The organism is Streptomyces sp. NRRL S-1813, assembly GCF_000719605.1.
Taxonomy (GTDB): domain Bacteria; phylum Actinomycetota; class Actinomycetes; order Streptomycetales; family Streptomycetaceae; genus Streptomyces; species Streptomyces decoyicus.
On record NZ_JOHB01000002.1, the window covers coordinates 459,413 to 471,929 of the forward strand.

At 70.3% G+C, this 12,517-nt stretch carries 15 protein-coding genes; 8 read left to right on the top strand and 7 right to left on the bottom strand.

The annotated features are described in order from the left end of the window. Positions 1-7: 7 nt before the first annotated feature. Genes IF67_RS0106765 through IF67_RS40210 form a run of 4 tightly spaced genes read left to right on the top strand, consistent with a single transcriptional unit; the run spans position 8 to position 4,280 of the window. Positions 8-910, top strand: coding sequence for a hypothetical protein (locus IF67_RS0106765; protein ID WP_030983110.1), 903 nt, complete (start codon positions 8-10; stop codon positions 908-910). Then, entirely contained in the window at positions 907-2,172 is a 1,266-nt protein-coding gene (locus IF67_RS40205) for an OmpA family protein (RefSeq protein ID WP_158713050.1), read from the top strand. Before IF67_RS0106765 ends, IF67_RS40205 begins: the two co-directional genes overlap by 4 nt. 15 nt (positions 2,173-2,187) lie before the next feature. After that, positions 2,188-3,864 (top strand): hypothetical protein, encoded by a 1,677-nt coding sequence (locus IF67_RS0106775; protein WP_030983112.1) that lies wholly within the window; start codon positions 2,188-2,190, stop codon positions 3,862-3,864. After that, positions 3,861-4,280 carry a hypothetical protein gene (locus IF67_RS40210; RefSeq protein WP_158713051.1) on the top strand — a complete coding sequence of 140 codons (420 nt, stop codon included), beginning with the start codon at positions 3,861-3,863 and terminating at the stop codon, positions 4,278-4,280. The genes IF67_RS0106775 and IF67_RS40210 overlap by 4 nt, the downstream gene beginning before the upstream one ends. Before the next feature lie 18 nt (positions 4,281-4,298). Here the strand turns inward: IF67_RS40210 and IF67_RS0106785 are convergent, their stop codons facing one another. Both IF67_RS0106785 and IF67_RS0106790 read right to left on the bottom strand, forming a co-directional pair. Further along, entirely contained in the window at positions 4,299-4,700 is a 402-nt protein-coding gene (locus IF67_RS0106785) for an HIT family protein (RefSeq protein WP_420708615.1), read from the bottom strand. Positions 4,701-4,950: 250 nt separating this feature from the next. Next, on the bottom strand, positions 4,951-5,517 hold the full coding sequence (locus IF67_RS0106790; RefSeq protein WP_234340994.1) for a GNAT family N-acetyltransferase: 567 nt from the start codon (positions 5,515-5,517) through the stop codon (positions 4,951-4,953). Positions 5,518-5,751: 234 nt separating this feature from the next. Here IF67_RS0106790 and IF67_RS41185 point away from each other — a divergent pair, with 234 nt between their 5' ends. Together IF67_RS41185 and IF67_RS0106800 are read left to right on the top strand one after the other, a co-directional pair. Further along, entirely contained in the window at positions 5,752-6,198 is a 447-nt protein-coding gene (locus IF67_RS41185) for a DUF3662 domain-containing protein (RefSeq protein ID WP_078889304.1), read from the top strand. A gap of 36 nt (positions 6,199-6,234) precedes the next feature. Beyond that, positions 6,235-6,462, top strand: a complete 228-nt coding sequence (locus IF67_RS0106800; RefSeq protein WP_030983117.1) for a hypothetical protein — start codon at positions 6,235-6,237, stop codon at positions 6,460-6,462. Between the two features lie 63 nt (positions 6,463-6,525). Here IF67_RS0106800 and IF67_RS0106805 read toward each other — a convergent pair whose 3' ends face one another. The 5 genes from IF67_RS0106805 to IF67_RS0106825 form a co-directional block, all read right to left on the bottom strand. After that, entirely contained in the window at positions 6,526-6,837 is a 312-nt protein-coding gene (locus tag IF67_RS0106805; RefSeq protein ID WP_030983118.1) for a DUF4326 domain-containing protein, read from the bottom strand. Between the two features lie 263 nt (positions 6,838-7,100). Continuing rightward, positions 7,101-7,397: a hypothetical protein gene (locus tag IF67_RS0106810; protein ID WP_030983120.1), complete on the bottom strand. Its 297-nt coding sequence runs from the start codon at positions 7,395-7,397 to the stop codon at positions 7,101-7,103. Positions 7,398-7,560: 163 nt separating this feature from the next. After that, positions 7,561-8,322 (bottom strand): MerR family transcriptional regulator, encoded by a 762-nt coding sequence (locus IF67_RS0106815; protein ID WP_030983122.1) that lies wholly within the window; start codon positions 8,320-8,322, stop codon positions 7,561-7,563. 301 nt (positions 8,323-8,623) lie between these two features. After that, positions 8,624-9,001, bottom strand: a complete 378-nt coding sequence (locus IF67_RS0106820; RefSeq protein ID WP_234340996.1) for a hypothetical protein — start codon at positions 8,999-9,001, stop codon at positions 8,624-8,626. Positions 9,002-9,124: 123 nt separating this feature from the next. Continuing rightward, the gene (locus IF67_RS0106825; RefSeq protein ID WP_030983126.1) at positions 9,125-9,403 is read right to left on the bottom strand and encodes a DUF6191 domain-containing protein; all 279 of its coding nucleotides are present in this window, start codon (positions 9,401-9,403) and stop codon (positions 9,125-9,127) included. Between the two features lie 475 nt (positions 9,404-9,878). On the opposite strand from IF67_RS0106825, the gene IF67_RS0106830 reads away from it, so the two are divergent. Together IF67_RS0106830 and IF67_RS0106835 are read left to right on the top strand one after the other, a co-directional pair. After that, positions 9,879-10,487 (top strand): flavodoxin family protein, encoded by a 609-nt coding sequence (locus IF67_RS0106830; RefSeq protein WP_030983128.1) that lies wholly within the window; start codon positions 9,879-9,881, stop codon positions 10,485-10,487. Positions 10,488-11,492: 1,005 nt separating this feature from the next. After that, a complete protein-coding gene (locus tag IF67_RS0106835) occupies positions 11,493-12,497 on the top strand; it encodes a methyltransferase (RefSeq protein WP_030983129.1) in 1,005 nt (334 codons plus the stop codon). Positions 12,498-12,517 lie beyond the last annotated feature (20 nt).

The window sequence follows — 12,517 nt, forward strand, 5'->3', positions numbered from 1 at the left end:
AGAGACCATGACAGAGCGCATAGGACTGCGCGCCCGGCTCCGCAACTGGTGGCACCGGGTAACGGGCAAGAACGGCGCGGAGACCGTCGACGGTCCCGAGCCCGTCGACGAGGCGGACGGCACCGGCACCCCGGCCGCCGGACAGGCGGCACAGGCCGAGGCGGCGGTGGAGCTGCCACCGGTCGAGGAGGCGCTGTCGGTAGCGGCGCGCGGCGATGTGTTCGCCTTTGAACTCGTTCCGCACTTCCGCTGGAGCAGCCGGGAGATGCCGCTGGACACCCTGCGCGAGCGCGCGGCGCTCCACGAGGAGACAGCCCGTGGCAAGCTGCTGCGCCGCGCCTGGGCCGTCGCCCGGACCTGCGATCCCCTCGATCCGGTGGCCGCGGAGAAGGCCGTCAACAAGGAGCTGCGCGGCGGGTGGTGCTACAACGACGACAAAGGCCTGATCCGCTGCCGGCCGTCGGTGCGGATGCGTATCGACCCGGCCCTGCGCGAACATGTGCTGCCCTTCCACCTCGCCGAACTGAGGCTGACGGAGGAGCACCGCCTCGGTGAGCTCAAGGCCGGACAGGTGCAGGCGCGCACCGAGCGCTGGCTGCACGTGATGAGCGAACTGGAGCTCCTCGGCACGCTGGGCCCGGCCGAGCGGCGGCTGCTGGTGCCGTTCGCCGCGGCACTCGCCGACGAGGACTTCTTCAAGGTCATGCAAGCCCTCAAGAACACCCGCCGCAACGGTGCCGAGGCGCTCGCCGGCGTCCTCACGGCCGCGACCAAGCACCACGAGCAGGTCGGACTGTTCGAGTACGCCAACGCCTACGACAAGGCACTGAGCGAATTCTGCCGCCAGATGGGACTCAGCCCCTTCTCGTGGGTGGACTCCACGGCCGACGTCGAGGAGCTGGCCCCGTGAACCCACCGGACACCGCAGCACTCCCGGCACCCGGGCGCCGTAAGCCAGCGCCCACGCTCGCCGGAGCCCTCGGCATGGTGCTCACGGCCGGCCTCATCAGCGCCTGCGGGGACGCGCCACGCCTGGACGCCTGCGCCTGGATGAAGGAGCCCGTGGACACCGCGGGCCGCACCGTGGTCCTCGTCGACGACTCCGCCTCCGTACGGGGCAAGACCGCCGGACGCGACTACGCCCACAGCATCGGCCGGCTCCTCGCGGAGGTGGTCGACCGCAAGGACATGGTCTCGGTGGGCAGTTTCAGCGGCGACTCGGCACAGATCACCTGGATCGCCAAGGACCGCTCGACCGACTGGGTCAAGGACAACGACAACGCGATCAACCAGAAGAAGCGGAAGCAGCAAGCAGTCGGCTGTCTGACCGGCCTCGTCGGCAAGGCCGAAAGCGCCGTCCCCCGAAGCGGTGGCAGCAACGTCCTTGCGGCGCTCACGGCAGGCGTCTCCTCACTGGACGCCGCATCCGGCAGCCGCAGTCTCCTCGTACTGACCGACGGCCTCTCCACCACCGGCTGCGCCGATCTGCGCGCGGCCGCCTTCCGGGACACGAGCGAGATCAACGCCATCGCCCGGGTCTGCGCCGCCCGCGACGAGACACCGTCCCTGACCGGAGTGGACCTCACGCTCGCCGGGCTGGGCCGGCCGGCCACCGACCAGCCCGCTCCCACGGCGGCCCAGCGCACCTGGCTGACCGCCCTGTGGCGGAAGCTGTGCGGCGCCGCGGACACGGCCGCTCCCGGCACCTCCTGCACCCTTGCCCCGACGGCCATCGGCGCCGCCGGACATCGCGCGCCGGACAAGAAGCCGCCCCAGGACCCGGTGATCCGCTACGCCGACGACCGCCCCGAGACCTACCAACTCCCCGGCGCCGCACTCTTCGACACCAACTCGTCCACCGTCCGCCCCCAGGCCCTGCCGCTGCTCAACGATGTCGCGGTCAGGGCCCGGACCACCCCCGGCAGCAGGGTCGCCGTCCTCGGCTATGTCGATCCGCGCGGCCGCCCGGACAACAACCAACAGCTCTCGCAGGCACGGGCGAACGCGGTCAAGAAGGTCCTGACCGGCCTCGGAGTGACGCGGGTGACGGCACACGGCCGGGGCCTGCCCACGGGGTGCTCGAAACCGGCCCATGCCGCAGGGGGCCGGATGACCGCCGAGGAAAAGCTCCAGTGCGACCGGCGCGTCGACATCGAAATCATCAGAAAGTGAGGACGGCGGGCAGCGATGAACACCACCAACGGAAAGCACCGGCCAGGGCCGGCCGCCCGCTATCAGGCGGCGGTCGACTGCCCTCCCGGCAGTGACCCCACGTTCGTCGAACTGGACCTCAAGAAGCGGCCGGTCTCACGGCCGGCGGACCAGACCGACAACCGCGAACAGGCCGCCCTCATGCGTGCCTTCACCGACGCCAACACCGTGCTGACCGCGGCGCAGCCGGGGCTCGGCAGCGCGGCAACCGCGGTCGCCCGCACCTTCCAGGAGGCACGGACCACCATCGAAGCGGCCGAGCGGTTCACCGTCGCCCGGACGTCCCGGCGGGCCCAGGAGCGCGTCGGGGAACTGCGCACCCGCCATGCCGACGACGGGCCGGAGAGCCTGCGCCGCCCTCCGGTGCTCTGGCGGCGTCTGCTGTGGCCCACCCTGGTCGCCGGCGTGGCCTTCGACACGATGTTCATCGGCACGCTGATGCAGCGGTTCTTCGGGCTGGGGGAGGAGCAGGCACTCGCCTACTATCTGGCGTACTTGCCCGGGTTCGGGGTCGCCGTCTGCCTGCTGGCCGCGGGCAGTCTGCTGGCCGAGTCCGTCTTCCGGCGGCGTACCCGGGCCGCCCGCACACTGGAGCGGACCCACCGCGGTCCGATCGCCGCCCTGCGCGAGGCGGTCTGGCCCAAGAGTTCGCGTACGGAGCGGCGGAAGGCCGGAGAACTGCCCTGGCCGAATGCGGCCGGACCGGTGCTCTTCGCCCTGGCCATTCTCACGATGGTCGGCATCTGGGCCCGTATGCGCGCGGCCGACGCGGTGCGCGAGCATGTGGACCTGGCACCGGACCAGGGCGCCGTCGTCCTCCTCACCCTGGTGCTCAGCACCGCCGCGATCGTGGTCAAGGTGCTCGCCCACAACCCCTGCGCCGACAGCGACCGGGAGGCCCGACGGTCCGTAGCCGACGCGGAGAAACGCGGCCGGGAGCTGCTCGGGGAGGCACGGCGCAGGCTGGTGGGGCACACCGAGACCTGGTGGCGGCTGCGTTCCGCGGTCGAAGCGGCGGCGAGCGACGCCCACCGAACGCTCGACGAGGCATGCATCCGCATCGTCGAGGAGCGCGCCCGCACCGGCGTCGCCGGCCGCCACGACTTTCCGCTCACCACGCCCGCCTGGCCGTACCCCGCAGCGGCACGCAACGGAGCCGCCCCGCCCACCGACGAGCGGGCTCCCACCCGTCCCACACCGCCCCGGGCGCGTCTAGAACTCCTCGACCAGGCCTACACAGTGCTCGAACGCTACGCCCCCGAGCCGCTCGAAGACCGGCTCAACGGCATCACCGACGACCTGAACGCACAGTTCCGTGAACCGCCGGAGCAGCGGACGGAGCAGCCCGACACGACGACATCCGGCGAGGCCCACGTACCTCATGATGCCCAGGAAACCGACGGGGCCCGCACAGCCGACGCGACTCAGGTAGCCGACGGGACCCGGATACCCGGCGAGGCCCAGGCGACCGACGAGGCCGGGCAACCCGACGACGCCCACGTACCGGCCGAGGCCCACGTCCCGGACGAGCCCCGGACGTCCCATGCCGACCGGGAGCGGGCACCCGGTGAGTCCAGGACGGCCCCGCCGGGGGAGTCCCGTCACGACGGCTCCGACAGCCCGAGGCCCGAGCAAGGAGGGACGACGGCATGACCGTGCCACCGCGCTTTTGTCCGGAGGAAGTGAAACACCTGGAGTTCCTCCAGACCGTGATCGCCCGGCATGCCAACACCTCCTTCGTCGTGAAGAGTTGGGCCATGACCGTCAGCGGTGCCTTCATCGCGGTCGCCACCCGCGGTCCGAGCTGGAAGACGGCGGTGGTCGCGCTGGGACTGGCGGCGGGATTCTGGCTGCTGGACAGCTACTACCTCGGCCAGGAGCGGAGGTTCCGCACCCTCTACGAGAAGGTCGCCGACCGCCGCACCCCGCAGGTGCCGCCGTTCACCATGGACGCCGAGCAGTACGGCGACCGAGTGCCCTGGCGTGGGGTGGCGCTGTCCAGGACGATGCTGCTCTCCTATGGCGTCCTGGTCGCCATCGACACCATGACGGTCCTCTTCCTCGCCTGAGTGGTGTGGACCCGGTGGTCATCTCTCCGCGGGCCGGGCGATGGTCCACGGCAGAAGCAAGCCGTCGCCGTCGGCGCGCGGGACGAGGTGGAGATGAAGATGGCGGACGGTTTGGGTGGCCGACGGTCCGCGTGAGGTGATCACATTGCAGTCGCCGGCCTCCGCCGCGAGCTCGGCGGCGCGCAGCATGGTGGTCGCGGAGACCGACGGGTCCTCGGCGACATCGGCCACATGCACCTTGGGGATGACCAGCACATGTCCGTCGGTGACACCTCCATGGCGAGGCCGGATGGCGAGGGTCTCCGGCCACTCGCGCAGCACCGTTGCCGGTGCCCGGCCCCGGACGATGAGGCAGAAGGGACACCCGGGCCGATGAGCGCGACGGGGAGTCCGCGGATTCCGGGGGCCGGCCCCGGGCACGTCTCCGGCCGCCTTGCGGAACTCCCCATGACCGACCATCAATCCTCCGCGGGGGCTGTTCGGGCCGGGCGCACTGGTCGGGGCGGGGCCCCCGGTCAGGCCGGGCGGCCGGGCATCACCGGGCCGTCGGGCGCGCGTCTGCTGAAATCAATGATCGACCATGAAATCCGCTCTCGCGGTGCTTGGCCTCATTCCGTCATTCCGTCATTCCGTCCAACGGGAACGCTACGTGCCCCGCGGAGGGCCGTCGTCACCACAGTCGGTCGATCTCGCCCGGGTACAACTCGATGCGGGAATGCGGAAAGGACGACCGATGCCGGCGGCCCCGGAGCGAGAAGAAGTCGGCCATGGTGGCCTTGTCGAAGCCGGGGCGGTCGCTGGGGAACGGGGCCAGGGGCGTACCGCCGACGAGCACCGCGCCGGGCAGGTGGTGCCAGCCCGCGCTCTCGTAGAAGGACCGGAGCGGCCGGTCGCAGGTGAACAGGCCGATATCCAGATTCATGGCTGCCATTGCTTCACGGGCAGCCGTCACCAGATGGCGGCCGTGTCCCTGGCCGCGGGCGGTGCCACGGGTCACCACCGTGCTCAGCCCCGCGGCCCGGAACCGCTCTCCGTCATGGACGAGTGGTTTGGTGAGGATGTCCAGCGCGGCGAGCACCGCGCCACCGTCGACGAGCAGCATGGACACCGGCCGCAAGGCAGGGTCGTGGGCGAAGGTGCCGGGCGCCGACGAGGAATCCGGCGGCCAGGCCTCGTCCCGCAGCTCCGACACCTGCGTGTGGAGACCCGGCGGGACATCGGCTTCAGGGAAGGTCATGATCGGCACCCGGCCATTGTGACTGCCGGTGTGAGGAGGGCCAAGGTTTTTCTGTGACCCGACCCGATCAGACCGGACCTGCCCGGCTCTATGACCCGGTCCGGTCCGACCCGACCCGCCCCGCCCCGACCGCCCCGCCCGGCCCGGTGCATCGCCTCGTAGCCGCCCCGTCTCCGATGACTCCGTAGCGACACCCTTCCGCATGTGCACGGTGCACCAGGGCAGACGATCTCCATGGGATTGCTGATGCGTTGGGAACGAGTGGTGGAGGACTGCGAGAGCGCGCTGCTGGCCAAGATTTTCCGGACCGATCCGGTCCAGTTGTTCGACGCGCTACGGCAGGAGTGTGACGGCCATGCGGTCGTCTGTAGCCAGAGCAGAGTCCTCGTGCCCAATGACTACACCGTCGAACTCGCGAAAGAGGTGCACGATGAACTGGCCGAACGCGGCGGACAGGTGGGGCAGCAACTGACCGATGTGCTGGCCCGGCACGCCGTCGAGCGCGGATACGAATGGGCGGGGCCGCTCACCGTCCACGTCACCGCCGCCGACGTGCCGAACGGCCGGTACCGCATATCGAGTGCGGCCCTCGCACACATTCCTGCCGGTGCCGCCGGCCCCTGGGGATGTGATCAAAATCCGGTTTCGCCTGATCCTAGGGGCTCTGCCGGGGCAGACTGAAGTCTCTGTCGGACATGTGCCCGTCCGGAGGCCTGAATGGACCCGACCTCGCAGCGTCAGCCCGGTGCCGTAACCGTGCGGCCCATCGGTCAAGTGATGAGCCCGCGGGGCGAACTCACCGACGACCACTGGGGCGAGGTCCCTGCGGTGATCCGGCTGGATGCCGCGGTCTATGGCATCAAGCCCTACCTCCGCGAGTTCGGCCCCCGCGGAGAGCTCCGGCAGCCGCAGTGGTCGACCGAGCTGGTGCGCTCCTACTACTGACAGCGGAGGGCCGGGCCCCAGGCTCGGGAAACGGCCCGGCGCCTCCCTGCCCCGCTCGCCTTCTCACTCCATGGAGTCGGCGATCTCGGCAATCACCTGGGCATGGCAGGGCTCCGGGAGGCACCAGCAGCCGAGCCGGCGGCCGCGCAGTTCAGGCAGGAGCGCGAGCAGGTCGGGGCGCTCCAGCAGATAGGCGCGGTACTTCGCCAGGACCTCCGCGCGGGACCCGTCCGGGCCCGGACGGAACGGACTGGCCAAGGGTGAAGCTTTGAGGTGCCAGCCGCCCCGGTTCATGGCACGCCCCACATAGATCACATCGGCGTACTCCGGGTCGTCCCGGTGGCCTTTGAGATTGACGACCGTCGTGCGTTTCATGCCGCCATTCTCACGCCTTCGTCCTCACGCTGCCCACTGCCCCCGGCAGCGCGAAGTCCTGGCGGGGCGTGGTGGTGTGCGCGAGTGCAAGCGCCGCAGCGATGCGCTCGGTGAACGACCGGTCCGGCTTTCCTCGTTGTCCTGGTCGTGGAACAACGGACGGCCGTCCCCCCCCCGTAACCGCAGACTTGCACGGGGACGGCCGTCCAGCTCGGGATTGCTACCTGCGGCTTACCGATGAAATGCCGCAAGCGGGAGAGGGTTTAGAGGGGCCGGGCCCACAGGTCCCACCGGAGACCCGTACCGTCGCAGAAGGGGTCGGCCCACTTGCCGCTGTTGACCAGGTCGGTACCCGCGGCCTGGCAGCCGCCGAGGGTCCAGAACTTCTTGCCGGTCCACACCGTTCCGGGCGGGCCGTCCATCGGCTTGGCCGGCGCGTGGAAGGCGGCCGGCGCGGCTTCGGCTCCGGTGGTCGCGTGGGCCTGGGCGGCGCCACCCAGCCCGATGACCGTGAGCGCGGCGGCAGCTAGTGCAGTGGTGAGAATTCGCTTGTTACGCACGAGAGGTCCTTTCCCCGTAGTGACGGGCCCCGTGCGGGCCCGTCACCTTGCATACGGATGCGGCCGCTTCGGCGTATGACACCTTGCTGTGTGACCTGGGTCACATGACGGCTTTGACGCTGTCGCCGGGGTCCGCGGCACCCCGGCAACGTGAGCTGTCGGTTCAGCTCAGCCGGGCGTCGGCGTAGACGACCATCGCATCGCGCTGGTAGACGGCCAGCCCGTCGGCGATCTTGTCGTAGTTCGCACGGATCCCGGGGTCGTCGACGTAGGTCTGCCCCAGGCCCTTGTACGCGGCCGAGTTCGGGGTCCAGAAGCGGCAGATGCCCTGGTAGTGGGCGTCCAGTTCGGCCTGTACCGCAGGATCGGCAGCCGGTGTGCCGGACGCCATGAACTCCGCGATGCGGATCATCTGCGCCGTCACCTCACGCTGCCACTGCTCCGTGTCCTCGGCGGTCATCGTCTCGATGACCTGCCGGGTCTGCTCCCACTCCTGAGGCCACCGCTCGCGCACCTCGGCCTCGGCGGGGTGGGGCTCGAATCCCTCGAACAGGTTCTCCGGCCTGTTGATCTTTGTCGTTCCGTCCATGTCCTTTTCCTCCTCCAGTTCGGCGATGGTCTGCCCGACCGTGTGTGCCAGCGTCTCCAGCCGGTCCCGCTCCTTCAGCAGTCGCCGGTGGTGTTCGCGCAACACGGCCACCTGATCGACCTGGCTGTCCAGAACCGCCTGGATCTCGCGCAGTCCCAGGTCCAACTCCCGCATCAGCAGGATCTGCTGGAGCCGCAGCAGGTCGGCCTCCTCGTAGAAGCGGTGCCCGTTGCTTCCGATCCATGCAGGCGGCAGCAGGCCGACCTCGTCGTAATGCCGCAGCGTCCGGGACGTCACCCCGGACATCCGGGCCACCTCCGCGATCGACCAGGCCATTGCCGTGCCTCCCATCGCCGGGCCGGTCCCTCCGGCCACACGGACGACCGTAGAAGTTGACGCAGCGGAAACCGCAAGCCGGACCGGTGTGCGGATCGTGCGAGGCTTGAGATCAAGCCGGTGGGGGCCGCCACCTCCGAAGAGAAGTGACGGCCCCCACTGCCGTCCTGACGCTGAGTCAGGGACATCGTGACCGGGTTGCGCCCGCCGCTCCGGGCCCCGCGCTGGAGGCCGCTGGGAGCAATGCGCGCCACCGCAACCGAGCGGTGTTTCCGCAGGTTCCGGGCGATGCGGGGCGGAGTCAGCCGCTGGCTTCTCCGGTGACGGAAAGGCGGGCCTCGCGGCGGCCTGCGTAGCGGTCCTTGCGGTTGTCGGCCCTGACCATCTGCTGGCGCTCCTTGATGCAGGAGCGCACATTGCACCCCGAGCAGCAGGTGCTGCCGAACAGCAGTGCGCCGGGGTGCTCCCACCGGCAGCGTGTGTCCGCGTCCGCACGCGTCGGGTTCGGCGGCAGGTCGCAGGCGCCGTGGCGGTGGTCGTGGACCGGCCGGGGGTTGTGCTCCGCGTAGCGCACCCACAACGGCTTGGTCCTGTCCGTACGGGACATCTCGTTCCTTCCGGAACCGCCGCCCGGACTCCCGGAGACCTTCCGGGCGGGCGGCTGGGTTCGCCACTTCACGGCGGCACACTCCTTCCTTTGTCCGAGGGCAGGATCCACGGGAGTGGAACCTTTCAGGCTATCGGCCGGCGTCGGTCACACACACAAGACCTCCCCACGAGCGCAGCCGATATGAGGCCGAGATCAGCTTGGTTCGGGCCGGTGGCCGGGCTCCGGGCGGATCACTGCTGTGCCGGAGTGCAGGTCCACGAAGTTGCGCGGCGGCGCACCGGACTTCGTGTCGTCACGGAGGGCGAGGCGGCGCTCCTTCTCCTCCTGGACGTGCTGTTGTGAGGGTTGGAAGAGCTCGTCCCACGGGCCGGATGTCGCGCCGCCGCCTCCGTACTTGCGCCGCCGCCGGCCCGCCCACGCGAAGAGCAGAATCCAAAGGGCCACGATGACGCCCGCGACGATCGGTAACACCTGGCTTCGCCTCCGTATGCCGGTCTCCCGGGAGCCGGCACAACCGAAGTCCTCGCCGCCGCTTGTCCGTTGCTCCCCTCGGGGGAAGCGTAGAGGAGCTGCCTCGGGTGGACTGTGGAGCTGTTCCGGGACGTGACATCTGAGGCGCCGAGGCGCCCGCAGGGTGATCGTGAAGCGTGTCGCGGGGCGTTCGGCGCCGCCGACGATGCGCCGCCCGATTTCGTCCGGTTGGGGGGAAGTCGCGCACGGGCCGGTCATGGTGACGGGGTGTCCGGTGTCGCGCGCAACTGCTCAGAGAAGTGGAGGTGGCCGGGTGAACCATTCCGACCTGCCGGTTTACCTGTTCTTTTCAGGGTGTTGTCCAGAGGCGCTTGCCTTGGAAGCGCGGGGATGGATAGCGTAACCAGCACCTAAAGCTTTCTGAACAGCTTTAGTGAAAGCTAAACATCGTATCGGTCCCGGGTGGGGGAGAAGCATGCAGATCAAGGTTGCGGTGGCGTATCACAGTGGATACGGCCACACCGCAAAGCAGGCGGCGGCCGTCGCGGCCGGCGCGGAGAAGGTTCCCGACACCCAGGTGCGCCTGGTCTCCCTCGCCGAGCTGAACGACGAACTGTGGGAGGTGCTCCAGGAGTCCGACGCCCTGATCTTCGGCACGCCGACCTACATGGGCGGCAGCAGCGCCGTCTTCCGCGCGTTCGTCGAGGCCACCAGTCAGGTCTGGGGCGACAACATGCGCTGGAAGAACAAGATCGCCGGTGGCTTCACCAACAGCGGCAACATGGCGGGCGACAAGCTCAACGCGCTGATCGACATTGCGCTGTTCGCCGCCCAGCACGGCATGGTCTGGGTCGGCCTCGCCGAGTACGGCGGCTGGAACACCTCCTCGGGCAGCCCCGAGGACATCAACCGGCTCGGCAGCTGGCTGGGCGCGATGTCCCAGTCCAACAACGACGAGGGACCCGACGTCACCCCTTGCGCCAGCGATCTGCGCACCGCCGAGGCACTCGGCCGCCGGATCGCCGAGACCGCCCACGTCCACCGGGCCGGCCGCGCGGCTGTCGGGTTCGAGGTCTCCGACTGACCTTCGAAGGCCCGTACCGAGGCAGCTGAGACCGGGAGGGGGGCCCGATGAACAGCCGTCAGGAACCGGTGGTTCCCCATGCGGACGCGTCCGAGCAGGCCCGCAGCGACGCGAGCAGCCGATACCCACGCATCGGGGCGGCTGCCGCACGGGTGCGGGGCGGCTCGCGACGCACCGGTGGGGGTGCCGTGCCCCAGACCGCCGCCGTCTCCCGTGCCGGCGGTGGGGACGGCCCTCTCCGTACCGCCGCCTCCTGTCGGGGGATCGCCGGGTGCGGGCCCGCCCGGTCCCGCGTCCGGCTCGCCCGCCCCGACCGCGACGATCCGACGACCGGCAGGGCGAGTGGAATCGACTGTGCCGTCAGTCGCTCGCATCCCGGTGGAGCGCCGGTCTTCCGTCTCGTGCCAGGGGCGTCCCCCGGGCGATTCCTGCCCCGCGCCCTCCGCGTCCGGCGCGTTCCGGGGCGCCATGACATCGCCGCCCCACCGGCTCCGCCACGCGTTGCCCACTGCCCCAGCACCGAACCGCTCCCGATCCACGGCACACCGGCCGAGGTCGCCGCTGCCCGGCTCCGTACCGGCTGCACACACGAGGCCACCGGAGGAGTGCCGGGCCCCTTGATGCCCTGCGTTGCCGCTGATGCCCTGCGTTGCCGCGTTGTCCGGGCGGCGGCCGGTTCCTCCGGTGCCGTCACGGACGGGGCGTCGTCAGCGGGCGCCGCGGCCGGAACCGAAGCTGAACACCACTCCGATGGGCCCCGCACCTCGGTGTGATCCACCACGCCCGCCACGGCGCGCAGCACCCTCCCCCCTCGCCCTCGTGGCACAGCCGGAGCCGGTTCGCCCCATGGGCGCATCTGCTCCACGGCCCCGGCCGGCTGAAGCTCGTCCCCGTTCGGCAGTCCCATCACCTTCACCGTGCCCGCGGGCCGCCGCGAGCACGGTGTGTCCTGGCCGCGCGCCGTCGGCGCGGCTGTTGTCACCTGCCATCCTGAGGAGATCAGCCATGTTCAAGACCACTACCGACGCCGAGCTGGCGGGCAACCCGATCGACGAGGTGATCGGTTCCACCATCCGCTACGCGGCGCTCACCTCCGCCGCCAAGCTCGGCATCTTCACCGCCCTGGAGGAGGACGGCCCGAAGACGCTCGACGAGCTGGCCGCGGCGATCGGCGCGAGCACGGACGGCACCCGCGCGGTGGCCGACGTCGCCGCCGTCCTGGGCTGGCTCACCCTGGAGGACGGGCGCTACCGCAACGGCCCGCTCGCCGAACGCTGGCTCGGCAAGAACGCCGAGTACGACTTCACCCCGGCGCTGCTGTGGGCGTACGAACTCACCAACGTCATGTGGGACCTGCCGCAGGCCGTACGGGACGGCAAGCCCGACCGGTCGCTGTGGGAGCGCTGGGCCGACAACCCCGATGCCGGGCGGGACTTCTCCGCGTACATGCGGGTCAAGTCGCGGCTGACCGTGCAGTCCATCGTCGACGCCGTACCGCTGCCCGAAGGCGCGCGGCGCCTGTTGGACCTGGGAGGTTCGCACGGACTGCACTCCATGGCCATGTGCCGTCGCCACCCCGAGCTGTCCGCCACCATCCTCGACCTGCCCGAGGCGCTCGCCGACACCGGCACCGCGATTGCGGAGGCGGGACTGACCGACCGGATCACCCTGGAGCGCGGCAGCTTCCTCAGCGGCGACCTCGGCACCGGATATGACGTGGTCTTCCTCTTCGAGATCGTGCACAACCACACCGACGAGGAGAACCGGGACCTGGTCGCGCGGGCCGCCAAGGCGCTGCGGCCGGGCGGCCGGATCGTGGTGCTGGAAGACGTACGCGGCGAGGAGCTCGACGAGCACAACGCGGCGTTCTCCCTGGCGATGTACGCCTGCTCCGGCGACCGCACCTACAGCCTGCCGGAGATCTCCGGCTGGCTCACCGACGCGGGGCTGAAGACCGTCGAGCGGATCGCGTTGCCCTCATCCGTCTCTCTGGTCGTCGGCACCAAGTAAGCCGGCAGCCGGGGAAGGGG

Excerpts from the sequence above, each read along its gene's own strand:
- IF67_RS0106835 (WP_030983129.1), top strand. The coding sequence starts at position 11,493 with ATGTTCAAGACCACTACCGACGCCGAGCTGGCGGGCAACCCGATCGAC.
- IF67_RS0106775 (WP_030983112.1), top strand. The coding sequence starts at position 2,188 with ATGAACACCACCAACGGAAAGCACCGGCCAGGGCCGGCCGCCCGCTAT.
- IF67_RS0106830 (WP_030983128.1), top strand. The coding sequence starts at position 9,879 with ATGCAGATCAAGGTTGCGGTGGCGTATCACAGTGGATACGGCCACACC.
- IF67_RS0106815 (WP_030983122.1), bottom strand. The coding sequence starts at position 8,322 with ATGGCCTGGTCGATCGCGGAGGTGGCCCGGATGTCCGGGGTGACGTCC.
- IF67_RS0106765 (WP_030983110.1), top strand. The coding sequence starts at position 8 with ATGACAGAGCGCATAGGACTGCGCGCCCGGCTCCGCAACTGGTGGCAC.
- IF67_RS0106790 (WP_234340994.1), bottom strand. The coding sequence starts at position 5,517 with ATGACCTTCCCTGAAGCCGATGTCCCGCCGGGTCTCCACACGCAGGTG.
- IF67_RS0106800 (WP_030983117.1), top strand. The coding sequence starts at position 6,235 with ATGGACCCGACCTCGCAGCGTCAGCCCGGTGCCGTAACCGTGCGGCCC.
- IF67_RS41185 (WP_078889304.1), top strand. The coding sequence starts at position 5,752 with ATGGGATTGCTGATGCGTTGGGAACGAGTGGTGGAGGACTGCGAGAGC.
- IF67_RS40210 (WP_158713051.1), top strand. The coding sequence starts at position 3,861 with ATGACCGTGCCACCGCGCTTTTGTCCGGAGGAAGTGAAACACCTGGAG.
- IF67_RS0106805 (WP_030983118.1), bottom strand. The coding sequence starts at position 6,837 with ATGAAACGCACGACGGTCGTCAATCTCAAAGGCCACCGGGACGACCCG.